Origin of the sequence: Saccharibacillus sp. WB 17, from assembly GCF_008634075.2 — a bacterium.
Taxonomy (GTDB): domain Bacteria; phylum Bacillota; class Bacilli; order Paenibacillales; family Paenibacillaceae; genus Saccharibacillus; species Saccharibacillus brassicae.
In genome coordinates this window covers 52,783-71,811 of the sequence record NZ_VPFK02000040.1, presented here as the reverse complement: position 1 = coordinate 71,811, position 19,029 = coordinate 52,783, and the positions used below count along the sequence as shown (strand labels likewise).

The 19,029-nt window shown below is 60.1% G+C and carries 18 protein-coding genes; 17 read left to right on the top strand and 1 reads right to left on the bottom strand.

Annotated features, from left to right (window positions below):
• The 10 genes from FTE24_RS18235 to FTE24_RS18190 all read left to right on the top strand — a co-directional run.
• A partial coding sequence (locus FTE24_RS18235) for a helix-turn-helix transcriptional regulator (RefSeq protein ID WP_160441824.1) occupies positions 1-1,012 on the top strand: 1,012 nt, incomplete at its 5' end.
• A 111-nt stretch (positions 1,013-1,123) separates the two neighbouring features.
• On the top strand, positions 1,124-1,435 hold the full coding sequence (locus tag FTE24_RS18230; RefSeq protein ID WP_141450168.1) for a YtxH domain-containing protein: 312 nt from the start codon (positions 1,124-1,126) through the stop codon (positions 1,433-1,435).
• A gap of 150 nt (positions 1,436-1,585) precedes the next feature.
• Positions 1,586-1,873 (top strand): hypothetical protein, encoded by a 288-nt coding sequence (locus FTE24_RS18225; protein WP_150229434.1) that lies wholly within the window; start codon positions 1,586-1,588, stop codon positions 1,871-1,873.
• 213 nt (positions 1,874-2,086) lie between these two features.
• Positions 2,087-2,284, top strand: coding sequence for a hypothetical protein (locus FTE24_RS18220; RefSeq protein ID WP_150229432.1), 198 nt, complete (start codon positions 2,087-2,089; stop codon positions 2,282-2,284).
• Between the two features lie 188 nt (positions 2,285-2,472).
• On the top strand, positions 2,473-3,441 hold the full coding sequence (locus FTE24_RS18215; RefSeq protein WP_150229430.1) for an ABC transporter permease: 969 nt from the start codon (positions 2,473-2,475) through the stop codon (positions 3,439-3,441).
• 55 nt (positions 3,442-3,496) lie between these two features.
• Entirely contained in the window at positions 3,497-4,372 is an 876-nt protein-coding gene (locus FTE24_RS18210) for a carbohydrate ABC transporter permease (RefSeq protein WP_150229428.1), read from the top strand.
• Positions 4,373-4,449: 77 nt separating this feature from the next.
• Positions 4,450-6,039 (top strand): extracellular solute-binding protein, encoded by a 1,590-nt coding sequence (locus tag FTE24_RS18205; protein WP_160441823.1) that lies wholly within the window; start codon positions 4,450-4,452, stop codon positions 6,037-6,039.
• A gap of 79 nt (positions 6,040-6,118) precedes the next feature.
• The gene (locus FTE24_RS18200) at positions 6,119-8,638 is read left to right on the top strand and encodes a heparinase II/III domain-containing protein (protein WP_150229424.1); all 2,520 of its coding nucleotides are present in this window, start codon (positions 6,119-6,121) and stop codon (positions 8,636-8,638) included.
• Positions 8,635-9,822, top strand: a complete 1,188-nt coding sequence (locus FTE24_RS18195; protein WP_150229422.1) for a glycoside hydrolase family 88 protein — start codon at positions 8,635-8,637, stop codon at positions 9,820-9,822. The genes FTE24_RS18200 and FTE24_RS18195 overlap by 4 nt, the downstream gene beginning before the upstream one ends.
• A 155-nt stretch (positions 9,823-9,977) precedes the next feature.
• Positions 9,978-11,507: a methyl-accepting chemotaxis protein gene (locus tag FTE24_RS18190; RefSeq protein WP_150229418.1), complete on the top strand. Its 1,530-nt coding sequence runs from the start codon at positions 9,978-9,980 to the stop codon at positions 11,505-11,507.
• A gap of 137 nt (positions 11,508-11,644) precedes the next feature.
• Here the strand turns inward: FTE24_RS18190 and FTE24_RS18185 are convergent, their stop codons facing one another.
• On the bottom strand, positions 11,645-12,445 hold the full coding sequence (locus tag FTE24_RS18185; protein ID WP_141450156.1) for an SDR family oxidoreductase: 801 nt from the start codon (positions 12,443-12,445) through the stop codon (positions 11,645-11,647).
• Positions 12,446-12,657: 212 nt separating this feature from the next.
• On the opposite strand from FTE24_RS18185, the gene FTE24_RS18180 reads away from it, so the two are divergent.
• The 7 genes from FTE24_RS18180 to FTE24_RS18150 all read left to right on the top strand — a co-directional run bounded on the left by FTE24_RS18180 (position 12,658) and on the right by FTE24_RS18150 (position 18,918).
• Entirely contained in the window at positions 12,658-13,755 is a 1,098-nt protein-coding gene (locus tag FTE24_RS18180; protein WP_150229416.1) for a phosphotransferase, read from the top strand.
• Between the two features lie 214 nt (positions 13,756-13,969).
• Complete coding sequence (locus FTE24_RS18175; RefSeq protein ID WP_160441822.1) at positions 13,970-14,488, top strand: MarR family transcriptional regulator; 519 nt, start codon at positions 13,970-13,972, stop codon at positions 14,486-14,488.
• 330 nt (positions 14,489-14,818) lie between these two features.
• Positions 14,819-15,331: a DUF2243 domain-containing protein gene (locus FTE24_RS18170; protein WP_150229414.1), complete on the top strand. Its 513-nt coding sequence runs from the start codon at positions 14,819-14,821 to the stop codon at positions 15,329-15,331.
• A gap of 1 nt (position 15,332) precedes the next feature.
• On the top strand, positions 15,333-16,295 hold the full coding sequence (locus FTE24_RS18165; RefSeq protein WP_150229412.1) for a cytochrome c oxidase assembly protein: 963 nt from the start codon (positions 15,333-15,335) through the stop codon (positions 16,293-16,295).
• A gap of 116 nt (positions 16,296-16,411) precedes the next feature.
• Positions 16,412-17,035 carry a DUF4241 domain-containing protein gene (locus FTE24_RS18160; protein WP_150229410.1) on the top strand — a complete coding sequence of 208 codons (624 nt, stop codon included), beginning with the start codon at positions 16,412-16,414 and terminating at the stop codon, positions 17,033-17,035.
• A gap of 209 nt (positions 17,036-17,244) precedes the next feature.
• On the top strand, positions 17,245-17,871 hold the full coding sequence (locus FTE24_RS18155; protein ID WP_150229408.1) for a hypothetical protein: 627 nt from the start codon (positions 17,245-17,247) through the stop codon (positions 17,869-17,871).
• Positions 17,872-18,036: 165 nt separating this feature from the next.
• A complete protein-coding gene (locus FTE24_RS18150) occupies positions 18,037-18,918 on the top strand; it encodes a DUF6612 family protein (protein WP_150229406.1) in 882 nt (293 codons plus the stop codon).
• Positions 18,919-19,029: the final 111 nt, after the last annotated feature.

Below are 19,029 nucleotides of genomic sequence, written 5' to 3'. Positions count from 1 at the left end.
GGCCGAGCTTGCGGCGGCGCGCGGCGCCTGGCTCTGGGCCGAATGGCTGCCCGGCGGCCGGCTCGGCCTGCTGCTGCGCCTGCCGGTGCAGCCGCGGCAGCGGAGCCCCGGCGAAGCGCCCGACGCCGTAGGCGCCGCGTCGGCGATCGCGGAAGAGCTGATCGCCTGGATCGCGGCGCATCTGCACTGCACGGTGACCGTTGCGCTGGGAGGCGCGTTCGACTCGCCGGCCGGCATCGCCCGCGGCTTCCGCGAAGCGGTCGAAGCGATCGGCTACAAATCGTCGCTCGGCGGCGCGCGGGTCCTCGTCGGACGCGATCTGCACCGCGGCGCAGCCGCCGACCTGTACGGCGTGCTGCGCACGATCCGCGAGCTCGCCCGCGCCTACCGGCTCGGGGAGCCGCAGTGGAGGGATCGCCTGGAAGAGCTGCTCGGCGGGCTGCGCGCCGCGCCGCTGCCCAAAGACGATTTGTCCGGCCTCATGAACGTGCTGGCGTATCAACTGCTGCGCGAGATGATGGAGCTGCCCGGCGAAGCGAAAGAGCTGTGGCACGGCGAAGCCGCGCCAAGACTGGGCGCGGCGCTGGAGCATTTCGATACGCTGGACGAACTGGAGACGTCCGTGCGCAGTCTGCTCAGCGAATACGCCGTCCGGCTGAAGCTGCTGCGCGAGAGCCGGAGCAGCCATGTAACGCTGCAGGAAGTCCGCGCGTTTATCGACGCCAACTACATCGATCCCGATCTGTCGTTGTCTTCGATCGCCGACCGGTTCGGGCTCAGCGCAAGCTACTTGAGCCGGCTGTTCAAAGACGCATTCGGGCAAAACTTCGTCGACTATCTGGCGGGCATTCGTGTCGAAGCGGCTCAGGCTTTGCTGCGCGACACGGAAGATCCGATCCGGGAGATCGCGACGAGGGTCGGCTACGCGAACTACATGTCTTTTAGCCGGGCATTCAAAAAAATCGTCTCCGCCACCCCCGGCGAGTACCGCATCCGAAGCCGCGCGACGTAACGAACTGGAATAAAATTGCGAACAGGAGAGCAAAACGGCGAAGAGTGGGTAATACGTAAAGGAGAAGCGATGCAGCAAGCCTATTCGAATAGCTGAGAGGAGCAACAAACCATGGCAACTACAAACTCGGAAAATAACGCAATTATCGTCGGTGCGGTAGCCGGAGCATTGATCGGAGCCGGCCTGGCCGTACTCGTCGCCGCGCAAGAAGGAGCTTCCCTGAAAGACAAGTTCATGAATACCGTTAATCTGCTCAAAGAGCAGGGCGCAGTCCTGAACGAACGCAGCCAGGAGCTGAAGGAAAAAGGTCAGGAAGTCAAAGGCATCCTGCAGGAGTCCGTGGACGTTGTACGCGAGTTCAAAGACGAAGCGACTTCCGCAGCTTCCGACATCAAAAGCGAAGTGAAATCGTTCAAGTCGTAAGACCTGCCGATTGAATCATCACCATCGAATAATCGAGATCGAATCCTACAAAACTGTCCGATGATGCCTGAGCATCCCGGGCAGTTTTTTTGGGTTGGAGCGGAAAAGTCGGCCAAGAACACGAATTGTCGAATAAGGAGGAGAAACCCTATGGGCATGGAAAGCTTTTATATCAAAATAAGGTTTGATTCCCACAAGCCCGAGTTTGAGACGTTTTCTTCGATCCGGACCTTTTTTGCCCGGCTAGGTTTTGAATGTGTCAAAGACAAGCAGCACTTGATTCTGGACAGGAAATTGTTTTTGAACGTTTTCCACAACGAGTTGCAAACCGAACTGTCTTTGGAAGGATGTTTCTCTTGGTATGAAGAATGCATGGAGTATATGTATTCGATTCTGATGAAAATGACAGAAGCGGAGCATGAATTTGAAGTGGTTTAGCCGGAAAAATGTTCAATAAAAGAAGGGAACAGAAGCCTTTTTATGGAGGGCGTGAATGCGTCTTATAAGGGAAAATACAACGATTTTATCGAGAGGTATGCGTACAGGAATGAAGTGATTCTTCCGCGAGCGTATTTTTACCGCTACCGCCAGAATCGTGCCAAGAAGTGGCATACGCTATTCCAAACAAAGACAAGGAGATAAACCGAAGCGATGAAAACTTTTGATTTTAAAACAGGAAAAGTAGGTTTGAACGATTTCGACTTCGTGGAAGATTTGGAACCTTCGGAGCAGCCGGCAAATAAAGTGTGGTCTTTCAAGCAGGATATTATTCAGGTTACCTATAAGAACGGAATAGTTCTGGATCTGGGTTGGATGCAGCAAAAATCGAAACCCCGTCAAAAAACGTGAATCCCGCGCCGCTGCAAGCTTCCTCACTGTCCATACTCGAATTCAACACCCCGATCGCAAAAAACGTTACGCTCTCGAAAGCTGACGATTGCCGAACATTTCCGTGTTCGGTACAGTTGGGGTGCAGCAAAAAGTAAGCGCTTACCATAAGCGTGAAACGTCATCCCATTCCAACCGGAGGTGAGCAGATGGGCAGCCTGAACATCGGGGCGCGCAAAGGCGCGGACAAGAAGAGCCGCCTGAACGAACAAAGCGCGCTGGGCCGGCGAAGACGCTGGAACATGAACAAACCGCTGTTGATCATGTTTTTGCCGATCGTCGTTTTTTTCGTTCTTTTCAAATACGTGCCCATGTTCGGGTTCGTGATCGCGTTCAAAGAGTACAACTTCGCCGACGGCCTGCTCGGCAGTCCGTGGGTCGGCTTCGACAACTACAGATACCTGTTCCAAAATCCGGACACGCTGGGCATTATCCGCAACACGCTCGTACTGAGCGCGCTGAGCGTGTTTGTCGGGTTTCCTTTTCCGGTCATCCTGGCGATTCTGCTCAACGAAGTGCGGCGCTCGTGGTTCAAACGCTGGGCGCAGACGCTGCTGTATCTTCCGCATTTTCTCAACTGGGTCATCGTGGGCGGGCTCGTGCTGATGCTGTTCTCGATCGAGACCGGCTTCGTCAACAACGTGCTGGAGCGGCTGACCGGCCAAACATATCCGTTTCTGTTCAATGAAGGTTCGTGGATCTCGATCTTCGTCGCTTCGGGCATCTGGAAAGGGGCGGGCTGGTCGGCGATCATCTATCTGGCCGCGCTGACGTCGATCGATCCGAGCCTGTACGAAGCGGCGGGGATGGACGGGGCGGGCAAATGGAAGCAGATCCGCCATATTACGCTGCCCGGGTTGATGCCGACGATCGTGCTCATGTTCATTCTGAATATCGGCAATGTAATGGACGTCGGCTTCGATCAGGTGTACGTGCTGCAAAACGCGGTCGTCGTCAACGTGGCGGAAGTAATCAGCACCTGGAATTACAAAGTCGGCCTCGGTTCCGGGCAGTTCAGCTACGCGACGGCGATGGGACTGTTCGAATCGCTGATCGGGCTGACGCTCGTCCTGCTCGTCAACGGGATCGCCCGGCGTTCGGGACGCGGATTATGGTAAGCGGCGCAGCGGGGTCCGGCGGACGCAAGTACGCAGACGAGAGGAGAATAGGCCCATGAAAGACACTCGCGGCGAAAAAGTGTTTTATGGCATCAATTATTTGATTTTGGCGCTGGCCGCGCTGAGCTGCCTGCTGCCGATCATCCATATCGTGGCGCTGTCGCTCAGCGGCAGCGAAGCGATCACGCTCGGTCAAGTCGGGCTGTGGCCGCGGGACTTCACCTGGACGGCTTACGGCAAGCTGATCGAAGATACGAACGTCGTCGGCGCGTTTCGCAACAGTCTGGTCATTACGATCGTCGGCACCGCGCTGAACATGGGGTTCACCATTCTCGCCGCGTATCCGCTGTCGCGCAAACATTTCTACGCCCGGCGGATGTTGACGCTTGCGATCGTGTTCACGATGCTGTTCACGGCGGGACTGATTCCGAACTACCTGCTGGCCAAATCGCTTGGGCTGGTCGGCAATTACGGGGCGTTATGGCTGCCGGGGCTGATCAGCGTCTACAATTTGCTCGTGCTGAAGTCTTTTTTTGAAAATATTCCGGAAGAACTCGAAGACGCCGCCCGGATCGACGGCAGCGGCGAATGGCGCATCATTCTGCAAATCGTGCTGCCGCTGTCGATTCCGGTTATCGCGACCATCGCACTGTTCTACGGAGTGGCGCACTGGAATTCCTTTTTCAACGTGCTGATCTATATCAACGACCCGGATCGGTTCAATCTGTCGGTGCTCGTGCAGAACATGATCCAGAGCCAATCGCTGATGGCGGAAATGGCGATGCTCGACCCCGACGCGTTCCGCAAACTGACGCCCGAGTCGATCCGTTCCGCCGGCATCGTCGTCATGATCCTACCGATGCTGCTTGTGTATCCGTTTTTGCAAAAGTATTTCGTCAAAGGAATGCTGATCGGTTCGGTCAAAGGCTGAACGGTCGCAAACCTTCTATCCGAAACTTCACACAAGAGAGGGGCAAAGACATGAACGCGAAAAAAAGGGGCAGAATCATGAGGAGCGGACTTGCGGCCGCGACGGCGCTGGCGCTGGTGCTAAGCGGCTGCGGGTCGGATCAGAAGCAGGCGGCGAACGGTGCGTCAGGCGCAGGCAAAGACGCCATCAGCGTCTCGATCTACGACCGGGGCCAGATTCCCAAAGAAGAAGGGACGTACGCGGATAACCGCTGGACGAAATGGATCGACGAAAACGGCCCGGTCGACGTCGAGTTCGTGCCGATTCCCCGCAACGAGTCGCAGCAAAAATACAGTATGCTGTTCGCTTCCGGCGACGCGCCCGACCTCGTGCTGGAATACGATACCGACTTCCTGAACTCGCTCTGGACGCAGAAGCAGCTGCTGCCGCTGGACGAGCTGATCGAGAGCGGCAGTACCGAATACAAAGCGCTGCTCGAGAAAGTGCCGGCGCTGCGTACCCTCGGTACGAAGCCGGACGGCAAACTGTACGGAATCGGCATGGTGACGAAGCCGGAAGTGCTCGGCGCGATGGTGATCCGGCAGGATTGGCTCGACAAGTTGGGCCTCGAAGTGCCGCAGACGGTCGACGAACTGTATGCGGTCGCCGATGCTTTTGCGAATAAGGACCCGGACGGCAACGGCGTCAAAGACACGTTCGGCATGAACCTCAGCCAGTTCGCTTCGTTCTACGTCGACGCGATGTTCCAGAACGAGATGTTCATTATCGAAGACGGACAGCTGGTGCGCCAGTTCGACCGGATCAAGCCGGCTTACGATTTCAAGAAGAAGCTGTTCGAGAACGGCATCGTGGACAAAGACTTCCTCTCGGACAAAAACGGGCAAAAAGCCGAGCAGGACTTCGCCAGCGGCAAACTCGGCATCTATCTGGCGTACCGGTCGGTCATCAGCAAAAACTTCGATACGCTCAAAAATACCGATCCCAACGCGAAGATTACGGCGATGGCGTTCCCGGAAAGTCAATTTGGCCGGTTCGGCCCGGACTTCAATCCTTCGATCCAGATCACGGGCGCGGTCAACGCGAATACGAAAAACCCGGAAGCGGTCATGGACTATATCGACTTCATGGTGAAGCCGTCTACTGTCGAGACGCTGACCAATGGCGTGGAAGGCGAGCATTACACCCGGGAAGGCGACACGATCAAACCGATCGACGAGCAGAAAAACGAAACGGAAATGGGTTATCTGAACGATTACCGGATGTTTATGCCCAAATATATTCTCGATAGCGGCAATGTCGATGGACGGCAGTTGGACTCCAAAGATCCGGTCGACCGGGAATGGCTCGCGATCGCGGCCGAGATGGACAAACTCTACCTCGATCCGGCGCATCCGCACCCCGGCTTCACGCACGCCAAGTTCCGTCCGTCGCTCGACAAGGCGATGACGACGACATTCAACGACGGCTGGAACACCATGAACGACACGATGGCCAAAGCGGTCGTCAGCGGCAGCGGCTACAGCGTCGACCAGGGCGTGGCGGACGTCCAAAAATCGTGGGACGCGTCCGGCGGGCCGGCGCTCGAAGACTGGTACGCCAAATGGTATCAAGACAACAAAGATTCATGGATCTTCATGGAGCAGCTGTACACGATGAAGTTCGAATAAGGCCGGAGCGCAAGCTTGGGCCAAAAAACGGCTCCGGGCGAAAATATCGCGCCGGAGCCGCTTGCGGGAGGACGCCAGCATGCTTGTATACGACGAAGACACGCTTGAACGGACAAGGCGGCTGATCGCAGCGGAGCCGGCGATGCGGCGGGGCTGGGCCGTATATGCGGCCAAGATGGCCGCGCGGGATGCCGATTGGCTGACAGCGGCGCGGGAGCGGGTAGATACGCTGCGGCAGCGCTGGCGGACGCACGGCGGCAGCAAGCGGTTTACGCTCGGCAACGAAGTGCGCCAGTTGGCCAAAGAAGCGCAGAACCTTGCATTCTACGCCCGCATGACCGGCAGCGCCGAAGCGGAAGCGCTCGTGCGCGGATTGATCGCGCTGATCGTCGAAGAAGAGTGCTGGACGTATCAGAGCGGCGGCGGCCGGCAGTCCGACCTGTGGACGGCGGACATCGGGACGTATCTGGCGTCGGCGTACGAAGCGGTGCGGACGTCGTGCGCGCCGGAGGAACGGGAGCGGATCGAAGCGGCGCTGTACATTAAAGCGTATCTGCCGCTGTACAGCGACTGGCTGCATCCGGCCGACAAGATCCATGCGCTTGACACAATGGGCCATAATTGGTGGATTGTCTGCGTATCGGCGGCCGGCCTGCTGCTGCTGACGCTTCAACACCGCGTGCCGCATGCGGAAGAAGCGCTGCATACGATCGCGGAAGGCGTACGCGAATGGTTCGCTTATCCCGGCAGCGTGCTGCAGAACAAGGCGCCGAATTTTGGCCCGGACGGCGATTACGCCGAGACGATGGGCTATCTGGATTATGCGCTTGGCAATTTCTTCGTGTTCGAAGCGGCGTACCGCCGGCGAACGGGCGACGCTTCGCTGGGACAACTGCCAGTACTGGACAAACTGCCGGACGTCTATCTGGAGACGATCTACGCCGCGGCGGACGGCGGCATCGGCACGTTCCATTTCGGCGACGAAGGCGACCGGAGCAAGCATGCGTACGTCTGGCTCCGGCTGGCCGACCTGCGGCGCCGGGGCGAACTGCTCGGTCTGTTCGCCGCGCTCAAGGGCGATCCGTCCGAAGCGGCCGAGTTCGCTTTTTACCCGGAAGGACTGGAGACGCTTGCGCCGCTGTCCGCCGGGGCGGAAAGTGTCACCGTGTTCGCGCATTCCGGCAGCGCCTTCGTCCGCTGGCGCAGCGGCATGCGGCAGATCGTGCTGGCCGTACGGTCCGGCGAGAGCTGGAACCATAACCATCTGGACGCGGGCACGTTCATCCTGAACATCGACGGGCAGGCGTTCGTCGACGATTCCGGACACTGCGCCTACTCCAAGCCGCTGTACAATTCATATTACCGGCAGTCCGCCGCGCACAACGTCGTGCTGTTCGAAGGGCGGGGCCAGGTGCCCGCGCTGATCGAGGAAGGCACCAAATTTCCCGGTTCTATTCCGGACTGGATCGACGTGCCGGGCTACAAATACGTGCTGGCCGACTGCGCCGGGCCGTACAGCGGGTTGTACCGGCGGTTTTACCGGCATTTTCTGTGCCTCGACGGGGCGATGGTGCTCGTCGATGATCTTCAGGCCGAGCGCGGCGGTCTGTTCGAAGGGCTGCTGCATCTGCCGGAAGGCTTGAAGATCGAGAGCGGCACGGCGGAGCCGATATTGTCGAGCACGGACGGACAGCGGGAACTGCATGTGATGCACCCGTATCCGGTGCACAAACAATACGTCAGGGAAAAGGGCTACCGGAACGGTTATGCCCGGGGCAGCGGACCGGAAGACGTGTTCCCCGAAGCGGATTACGTGAAGATCCGCTCCGCTTCGGCCGACGGACGTATAAAGTTCGTCGGCGTGTTTCTGCTGCCTCTCGCAGGCGGCGGCAGGCTTGAAGTGAACCGCCTGGCGGCTGGGCCGGAAGACCCGCAAGACCCGGAAAACCCGCAAGACCCCGCGCTTTCGAGCGGGCAAAGCCCGGACATACAGGGCCTCGAACTGAAGTCCCCGGACGGCGGCCGGATCGAAATTTACGTGAACAACCGCGCCGACGGACGGGTCATGCACGACAATGCGCATGCCGCGTTCGGAGCGTTGTGCACCGATGCGCTGCTCAGCACGCTGTCTTACGACGCGGCCGGGCAGCTGCAGCGGGTGTCGCTGCATAACGGCAGCTATCTCAAGCTCGGCGGCCGCTGTCTGTTCAGCTCGCTGTCCAAAGCGGTCGCCGTGCTCGATTACCGCGGCGGCCTGAGTGTGCACACGTCGCTGGCGGGCGAAGCGTGGTGCCATTTCGCGCTGGAAGCGCCGGTGGCGGAAGCGGCGGGCGCGGCGGCACATGCGGGCGACAAAAGCGAAGCAGAACAGGCCGCGACGGCCGATGCGAGCGAAGGAGCAGGGACCGCCGCGGCGCGGGGCGCCGGTCTGCGGCATGATCTTTGCTCCGGCTTGTGGAAACGGCAGATGGCCGCCGGCCGCAGCGGCTTCCGGCTGGCGTTCGACCGGCCTGTGCAGCCGGACGTTTCGCCGGGCGAGGGCGGCAGGCCGGACAGCGATTCGCACGCATATAGCGAAGAAAGAGAGGGATTGCGATGAAGCCGACACGCACGCAAGCTCAAATTCCGGCAGGCCGGAGCCGGGGCGCCGACGGGGAACGTTCGGCGTTCGAACGCGCCGCCGGCTACGCGCTCAAGCAGATCGACGCCGGGCTGGACACATTCGGCCCGTGCGCTTATCCCGCGCCGTCGAGCGTCGGCGGCGTCTATCCGGCGATCGCCAACTTCGAATGGACGTCCGGCTTCTGGACCGGCATGCTCTGGCTCGCCTACGAGCTGACCGGCGAGAGCAAATACCGCCGGGCGGCGGAGAGCCAGCTGCCGGATTACCGGAACCGGCTCGACCGGCGCCTCGGCACGGATACGCACGACCTAGGCTTTCTATACAGCCTGTCGGCGGTAAACGAATACCGGATCACCGGCAATCCGCAGGCGCGGGAGACCGGACTGCTCGCGGCGGACCTGCTGGCCGCCCGGTATTTGACGCAGGCGGGCATCATTCAGGCGTGGGGCGATCCGGATGATCCGGCCGAGCGCGGCCGCATGATCATCGACTGCCTGCTGAACCTGCCGCTGCTGTATTGGGCGAGCGAACAGAGCGGCGATTCCCGCTATGCGGAGTATGCCGCGAACCATGCGCGGCAGTCGGCGCGGTATCTCGTGCGCCCCGACGCGACGACGTACCATACGTATTACATGGACGTCGACACCGGCGCGCCGAAGTTCGGCACGACACACCAAGGGTATGCCGACGATTCGTGCTGGTCACGTGGCCAGGCGTGGGGCATCTACGGCTTTGTGCTGAGCTATCGCCATACCCGCGATCCGCAGTTGATGCAGCTTGCGCTGCGGCTGGCCGACCGTTTCGCGGCGCGTACGCCGGCGGACGGCGTCGTCTACTGGGATTTGGCTTTTATAAACGGAACGGAACAGGAAAAAGACTCGTCCGCTTCGGCGATTGCCGCCTGCGGCCTGCTGGAGCTGGCGCGCTCGCTGCCGGCGGGCAGCCCGGAACAGGCGGAGACGCAGCGCCGGGCGGTGGCGATTCTGAGCGCATTGGACGCCGGTTATACGACGGTCGGCAGCGGCAGCTCCAACGGCGTGCTCCGGCACGGCGTGTACAACAAACCGCGCGGCATCGGGATCGACGAATGCACGATCTGGGGCGATTATTATTACTTCGAAGCGCTGGTGCGGGTACTCAAACCGGACTGGGGCGGGTGAATGGCGGGTGGTTTTGAACAAGATGCCGAACAAAGTCACGAAAATAATTTTGCCGATTCGACAAAAAACTCTTGATTTATTGTCGTTAAATGTCGAATAATAAGTCACAAGCAATTTAATATGGCAAAATACAATGTATATCGGAGGCCCCACCCATGCTCGCCAAACAAAATCGACTCATGCTGTATCTGACGACCGGCACGCTGCTTTTTTCCATTTTAATCCACTATTTGAATCGGTCGCTCGGCATTTTCGATCGCCTGATGCAGGATTCCGCCATGGGCGCGATGCATCACGCGGCGCATGGGGGCGGCAGTACGCTTCTACTGAACGTGCTGCTGATTCTGCCCGCCGTGCTGCTGGGAGCGGCTCTGCTGCTGTATGTGCGAGATGACAAGCACGCTGCGGTGCCGCTGCTCAACACGCTGTCGCTGACGTTCGCCAGTCTCTCGATCACGTCCGGCGGAGGCGGATATGTCGAATTCCACTTTTCGATTTTTATGGTCGTCGCTTTTTTGGTCTTCTACGAAAGCGTCGCCCTCGTCGCGCTGATGACGGCGATCTTCGCGGTTGTGCACGTGGCGGCCATTTTCTGGATGACGGGGCTGTATCTCGGCAGCGAGACGTATACGTTTACGATGCTGCTGCTGCACGCGGTCTTCCTGCTGCTGACGAGCGGGGCGGTCTGCTGGCAGATCGTGTCCAAAAAGCGGTTCGCCCAGGCGGTGGAACAAGAACGCGAAGCGAAGCGGCTGGAGCTGGAACAGGCTTTCGCCACGCTGCGCGATATGTCGGCCCGGCTGAGCGGAACGTTTGAATCGGCGGCGGCCAAATCGGAAACGATCAGCGAATCGGGACGCGGTTTGTCGGTCTCCTTCGGCGAAGTGTCGGCGGAGCTTGAACTTCAGCATCAGTCGGTCGAGCGCGCAGGGCGCAATCTGGAAGAAATCTACGCGATCGTGGAAGAGACGCGCGAAGCTTCCCGGGAAGCGGGGAGCTATGCGGAAAACGCGCGCTCGCTGCTGCCGCAGGCGGTCGGCGAAATGCAGCGCCTGCACGCGGGCATGGACAAGCTGGCGCAAAAAGTCGGCGATACGGAGCGCACGATCCGCGGCCTGGACGAATCCGCCGAGCAGGCGGACCGGATTCTGGCGGCGATCCGCGAAGTGGCCGACCGGACCAATCTGCTGTCGCTGAACGCTTCGATCGAAGCGGCCCGGGCGGGCGAGCAGGGACGCGGCTTCGCGGTCGTGGCCGGCGAAATCCGCATGCTGGCGGAGCAGAGCCGCAGCAGCGCGGAAGAAGTGAACGGCATTCTGGGCGGTATCCGCGAGGAGACGCGGCTGTCGGCGCTGCGGATGCGAGACAGCCGGGAGACGGCGGAGAACGGGCTGGCGCAGATGACCGACGCGATCCGGCTGCTGGAAGAAGCGGACGGAAGCGCGTCGGAACTGATCGGCTCCGTGGACACGATCGGCGGACGGGTCGAAGAACTGGCCGAGCGTTCGCGCCGGATCTCCGTTGAAATGCACGGCGTATCGGCCGTCGCGGGCCGCACGTCGGAAGCGCTGCGTTCGTTCGGCGGGACGGCGCAGCATCAGGTCGAAGCCAGCCTGGACATGAACGGCGAACTGCAGGAGCTCAAGCGGCTGTCCGGCGAACTCCGCGCGCGCTTCGGCGCTTGAGCGGATTCCGGCGGTCTGCGAAGCCGATACGCCAAGACGCAAAAAAAGGAAGAAAGCGCGGAGTTACACTCCTGGCTTTCTTCCTTTTTCGTGTTTCGCGTTTGTTTTTTTTCCAAGTATGCTTTGGGGTTAAGCCGTTAAATCTTCTGTTCCCACAGCTTGGCCTGGTATTCTTTGACCTGCTGTTCGGACGCTTCCGGCCAGACGGTGCGGAACGCGTGCTTGTCCTGCGGGATGATCTCGACCATCTTGTCGATCATGTCCTGCGGATCGAACTGCTGTGCCAGCATCTGCTCGCCTTTGGCCAGGTCGGAACGTTTGGTGAAGTTCGTTTTTTCGTCGTACCATTTTTCTTTTTCCTCGAACATCATGTCGTTGAAGCCTGTCTTGTACGGTCCCGGATTGATCGTCGCGACCTGTACGCCGTAATTTTCGAGTTCCTGCTGGAGCGCCTGCGCCAACGCTTCAAGCGCATGCTTGGACGCGCAGTAAGGGCCGAGGAACGGATTGACGCTCAGACCCGCGATCGAACTGGTGAAGACGATTTTGCCTTTTTTCTTGGCCACGAATTTGCGCGCGGCGATCTGGGCCAGCTCGATCGAGCTGAAGAAGTTCGTCTCGAACACCTGCCGCACGTTGTCCACCGGCACTTCGGCGAATGGACCGGTATGGCCGATCGCGGCGTTGTTGACGAAGATATCGAAGTCGTGTTCTTCCACCTGCGCGCGGTCGAGCGGATTGTTCACGTCCAGCTTGAATACGAGGATGTCCAATCCTTCCGACTTGGCGTATTCGCGGAATTCCGGCACCTGCGAGATCGTCTCGACGGTCGCGATGACTTTGTGTCCCGCCCGCGCCAGCCCGATGGCTGTCCCTTTGCCGAGCCCGCTGCCCGCACCGGTAATAAAGATCGTTTTTTTGTTCGAAAAAATAGCCATGTTCGTTTCCTCCTTCTGGGATGTCCGAATAGAAATTTGCGTCGCTCTCGAAGCGAAACCGAATCTTACACAATTTACCCGTCGTGGCCAATCAGAATCAGCGCGGTCGAACTTCGCTCCTTCTCTTCCTTTTGCCCGAAGCGTCCCGGTATAATGGAATCCGATGCGGTGAAAAAGAAAAACCAAACCAAAAAGCAACGGGGGAGATCGGCATGGCGGGAACGGCAGGCGAAGCGGCGCAAGGGGTATTGGAGGCCGTCGTCCGGCAGTATTGGCCGGATTATTCCGGGACGCCCGAAGCCGGGGCGGCAGGGTGGAACAACACGACGCGGTTCGTGCGGCACGGCGGCCGCAAGTACGTGCTGCGGGTGTACGAGACGCACCGCGACGTCGACAAGATCCGCTTCGAGCACGAGGTGCTGCTGCGGCTGGCGGGCGAGGGGCTGACCTTCCGCACGCCGGTGCCGCGAAAAACATCAGACGGGGAGACGATCGTTCGGCTGGCAGACGGCAGCGGCCGTTATGCCTGTGTGTTCGAGCATATCGAAGGCGTCACGCCCGGCGACGACGATCGTCGGCCGCTGCGTTCTTTTGGCGAAGCGGCGGGCGAATTGTCCGGAGCGCTTGCGCGCGTGCGGACAGAGCTGCCGCCGGCGTACCGGCCTTATTACGAATTGGAACAGGCGTATCCGCTGTGCGGAGCGCGGGAGACGGCCGGATTTTGCGCGCAGCCTCCGGCGGAACTTGCCGGCGTCGGCGCGGAGCTTGGACGGCTGGCGGAAGAGTACGCGGGACTGCTGCGGGAGCTCGGGAATTTGCGGAAGCTGCCGCATCAGCTCGTGCACGGCGATCTGAACGCGTCGAACCTGCTGGTCGAAGCGGGAGCGCCGGAGCGGATCGCAGCGCTGCTCGATTTCGAATTTTGCACCTATGACGTGCGGGCGATGGACGCGGCCGTCGTCTTGTCGGGGCTGCCGGCGGCCGGTCAACAGGCGCTAAGCTTCGAAGGCGGGCCGGGAGACGCGGAATCCGCCGCTTATGAAGCTGCGGAAAATGCCGATCCGGTGCTTGCGTTCGGAGCGGGGTTCGGTCGGTCGGTACGGCTTGAACCGGCCGAGATCGAAGCGATCCCGCTGCTGATGCGGCTGCGCAAAGTGGACGTGTTCCTGCATTTCCTGACCCGGTATCTTCAGGGGACGGACGGTCCGGACGTGCTGGCGGAGCAGGCGCGCGTCCTGTCTCGCGATCTGGATCGGATGGTCGGCGAAGAAGCCGGGCTGCTGCGCCGATTGAAGCGGGTATGGAGCTAATTGAGAATGGAAAACCGGCCGGAACCGCAGAGTTCTGACCGGTTTTCCTTTGTTTTCGGCATTTTTCGACGTACTTTTCCGAATACACGGCAAATATTTTTTTAAAATTCAAGTTGATTATCATTCTCAATTAGGATATATTGTTCTCAACGACAGATTCACTTTCCTTCTCTCATTCATGCGACACCCATTATATCGGCAAGGAGCGAATGCTATGGAAACGAGCGTTTACCGCCATCACGCGGCACCGGGGGAATTATACGGGCAGATCCTAGACTTCCTGCACCGGTACGAAAGTCATAGACAAACGGAGCCTTCGCGGCTTCGGGCCATGATCCAGGACGAGGAGACCGGCAGCCGGGTGGGCAATCTCACCGTCGTCAATGCTATTCAATGTATCGGGCGGCACGAACCGATCAACGGCACGACGATTGCCGAGAAGATCGGCTTGTCCCGCGCGGGCGTAACCAAGATCGGCACGCGTCTCGTCAGCGAAGGATTGGTCAAGCGCGAACGGATGCGCCACAACCGCAAAGAAATTTATTATCGTCTCACGCCGGAAGGCCGCGAAGTGTTCGAGACGCACAGCCGCCTGCTGGAGAACGAAGAAGAACGGTTCCGCGTCTTCCTCGGCGCCTACAGCGGCGAGCAGTTGGCTTTCGTCGGCGAATTTCTGCGGCATGCCGGCGCCGAATTCGAACGCCAGCCGTTCACGGCCGGTCAGGCGCGTTAAGCCCGTTAAGCTTCGGCTGCAAGCCGTTTGTGCAAGCACTTTCCGTCAGACGTTTCAACGGCTCACCCGCTCCAACCGTTCACCCGCTTCATCCGTCCGTGCCTAAGCCATTATGGGCATGCCGGACACTCTTCCTTCTACATAAGCCGCCGCAGGAGACGCTTTCGTCTCCATGCGGCGGTTTTTTTGCGTGTCCGGCAGAAGCGGAACTCTTCGAATATGTCCGCCGGCGCGCGTTCGAACGCCAAGGGAACGGGTAAACATACACAGGGCTTTTTACTGCCGGTCCGGCGAAGTCTTGATCCGTTCCGGCCAAAAGGAGGGGAAGCCATGACGACATTTTCGAACGATGCCGAAGCCAACGGACGGAGCGCTTCGGGCAGCGGACATACCCGCAGCTTGTGGTCGGGCATTTTGTTCGGGGTCGGCTGCGTCGCGTTCGTCGACGAAGCCGTGTTCCACCAACTGCTGCACTGGCATCATTTTTACGACAAATCGACGACTTCCGTCGGCCTAGTGTCGGACGGACTGTTTCATGCGCTCAGCTGGTTCGCCACGGTAGCTTCGCTGTTCATGCTGGCCGACCTGCGCCGCAAACGGTCGTGGTTCGTCGCCCGCTGGTGGGCAGGCGTGCTGACGGGCGCCGGATTTTTCCAGCTGTACGACGGCATTGTGCAGCATAAGCTGATGCAGCTGCATCAGATCCGTTACGGCGTCGACATCACCGCGTATGATTGGACCTGGAATATCATCGCGGTTATCCTGCTGACCGCGGGCGTCGTCATGATCGTCCGGACCCGCCAAACTTCGGGCCGTTCGGGCGAACGGACCGGGCGGCGCTGACATGGGCGGATCATTAGGGTACGGATTATTCGAATACGGATCATTCGGATCTTTCGCGTACGTGGCCGCGGCCGGCGGGCATGCCGGGCATGCCGGGCATTCCGGGCATGCCGGGCATTCGCACGGCCACGCGCCCACGCCGGCGTCTGCACCGGATGGATCGTCGGCCGGGCTGCTGCTGGCCGGCTGGGCCTACGACCTGCTGCCGCTGCTCGCGGTCGCGCTGCCGCTCATGCTCGCGTACGCGGCGGCGGCCGTGCTGACCGGCCGCCGGTACAAGCGCTGGCCGGCGTATCGCGTCGCGCTCTGGTGCGCGGGCGTGCTGCTGTCGGCAGCCGCCGTCGCCGGCCCGCTCGCCGGGCTTGCGCACGGCAGCTTCACGTTCCACATGCTCGGCCATCTGCTGCTCGGCATGCTCGGACCGCTGCTGCTCGTCTTGTCCGCTCCGATGACGCTGCTGCTGCGCACGCTGCCGCGAGCCGGGGCGCGCCGGTTGTCCGCGCTGCTGCGCAGCCGGGCGGCCGCGACCTTGACGCATCCGGTCACGGCAGCCGCGCTAAACTTCGGCGGCTTGTGGCTGCTGTATACGACCGGCCTGTACACGGCCATGCACCATTCGGCGGCGCTGCATGCCGCCGTGCATCTGCATGTATTCGCGGCCGGCTACTTGTTCGCGGCGTCGATTCTGCCGATCGACCCGGCGCCGCATCGGACCGGCTTCAAGCTGCGCACATGCGTCATGATCGTCGCGTTTGCTTCGCACGGCATTCTCGGCAAATATCTGTACGCGTCGCCGCCGGCCGGCGTGACGGTCGCGGATGCGCATACGGGCGCGCAGCTGATGTATTACGGCGGCGACGCGGTGGACCTGCTGCTCATCGTCTTGTTCTGCTCCGCGTGGTACAAGCGCAGCGGGCGCACGGCCGCTTCTGCTTCGCCCGTTTCCCGCGCCGATTTCGGCTGAACACTTTGCCCTCAAGTTCGAAAGCCGCGAAAATGAGAGATACGTAACGAAAATGGGTATACCTAAATTGAAGCGTTTTCCAAAGCCAATTCCAGAAACAGAGAGGAAGAGATAAGATGTCGAAATTGCTGCAAGATTTGCTGGAACCTACGGGCGGGGCGCTGCGTCCGCAGCCGCTCGAACCGGTCAAGATCGTGTCGGGCCGCGTTGTAGCCTGCGATCCGCTCACTTTGCGCGTCGAACCGTTCGTGTACGAAGTCGCGCCGGGCACTTATCCCGTCTACGCATGGCACAGCGAGCAGGAAGGCGCGATTGCGGGCGCGGAGATGCGCCTGTCCGATACGAAGCCGGTGCGCTGGGAACTCGCGGTGCGTCCAGGCCAGGATGCGGCTTCGCTCGGCGAAGACGAAATCTTCGGCTATCCGGTCGATGCCGGATTGGGCAGTTTTGCCGACGAAGACGCGATCCGGGCGGTCGAGATGCTCGATCTTCGGCTGCAGGAAGAACTCGGCGACGAATACATCAGCCTGTACGACAACCTCGTTGAAGACGTGCTGGACGAACACGACGGCGTCTGGGGCAATCTCGCCGCGGACGAAGAAAACGGGCTGAACGTCATCTTGTTCACTTCCGGGTACGGCGACGGCGTGTATGCTTCTTATTGGGGCCTGGACGAGCAGGACAACGTCGTCTCGCTGCTGACGGACTTCCAGGTGCTGAAGGAAGACCGCGAAGCGTAAGTTTTGGAACGGAACGCCCGGCTTTTTCAGGCATGGCTACAGTCACGGTTATAGGCAAGCCTATCAGGCACGGCGGCGGGCGGCGCATAAGCGCTTCCCGCTTTTTTGCGGTCTTTTTTTGCGTGCGGCGCCTGTTCTTCGTGATACAATGCAGAAAAAGCCGGCCCGGGACGTAGGCGGCAGGCTTGAAGGAACAGGGGATGACGGACATGAAGAGACATAGGATGAACGACATGAACAAGGAACCGGTACGGCCCGTCGGGGAAGCGGGAATGGAGGCGCCGCAGCGCCGCTCCGCCGAACCGGGCGATAAGCAGCACGTATTGCGCGAGGTGACGCGGCAGTTGGAACTCGGCGGCATCGACTACGTCATCGGCGGCAGCGGCATGCTGCTGGGGCTCGGATTGACGGACACGGTAGGCGACTGGGACATTATGACCGAAGCTTCGGAAAAAGAAATCAGGGCGGCGCTCGCGGCTTACAAGATCGTCGACGCAGACGGGCCAAGCGATCTGTACCGAAGCGCGTACAAGCTGCGCCTGGACGGCACGGAGCCGGAAGTGGAGATCATCGGCGGGTTTGCCGTGCGCACGCAGCGCGGCATCTGCCGACTGCCTGCGCTGCCGGGAACGGGCGGCGGCGATCTGCGTATCGCAAGCCCCGAGATCTGGTTCGCGGCCTACACGCTGATGGGCCGGACCGCCAAAGCGGAGCGGCTCGAAGTCTATCTGCAGAAGCACGGGGCCGACCCGTCGGCGCTTGCGTATCTGCGCGGCCAGCCTGTGCCGGAACACTTGGCGGAGCGGCTGAACCGGCTGCCGGAGCAGCGTCACTGACCGGGCGCCCCACTCTTTTCAAAAAAGGGAAAATCGTCCTGATTTACGCTTTTACGGCGCGAATTCGCGGAATTGCGTTAAATTCAAAGCGGTTTGGGTTAATAGGCCTAAGAGACATACTTATCTTAGAGAGATTTTTACTAGAATCGAGAGGGGCATAACAAGATGAGAAAATGGGGAACAGCCGCACTGTCGGTCATGATGATGGCGGCGCTTGCCGCATGCAGCACCAATGAAGAAGCGGCCAATACGGCGGCACCGGTAGCGGAGACGACCGCACCGGCGACGACCGAGACACCGGCAGCGGAGACCGCGGCACCTGCCGAGACGGCTGCCGTGCCGACAGCCGAAGAACTGCTGAACAAAGCCCAGGCCGCGAGCAAAGAACTGAAAAGTTACAATATGGTCGCGGACATGGACCAGACGATGACGCTGAACGGCGAAGAAACGGCTTCCAAAACGAAATTGAACACGGACATGGTCGTCGAGCCGATGAGCGCGTATCAGGAGATCTCGACGCAGACCGGCGATACGACCAATGAAGTGAAGCAGTATATTACCAAAGACGCCATCTACATGGGCATGAACGACGAATGGACGAAGCTGCCCGAAGAGAACCGCGAGCAGATCATGGCGGGCCTTGAGAACACGGCCAACCTCGACAGCTCGTTCGAACAGTTCAAATCGGTAGCCCAGGACATGAAAGTGACCGAAGAAGGCGACGATTACGTCCTGACGGCCGACCTGTCGGGCGACAAAATCAAATCGATGGCTTCGGAAATGATGGGCGCGAACACGGACGAACAAACGGCCGCCGCGCTGGATCAAATGGACATCGAAGAGATGAAGCTCACTTATGCCGTGAACAAAGAAACGTCGTACCCGACCAAATCGATCGTGGACATGACCATGTCGATGACCGGCGCGGCGGGCGAAGGTCAAGAAATGGACATGCAGATGCACATGATCATGAACAGCACGATTTCCAAGCATAACGAGATCGAAGCGATCGAAGTTCCGCAGGAAGTCATCGACGGCGTCAAGTAAGACCGGAACCGTTCGACAAGCAGAGTGATCGCAAGCAGACCCATCGCAAGAAGACCGATCAAAAGCCGGCCGCGCCGTTCGCGGCCGGCTTTTTTTGCGTTCACGGCGGGG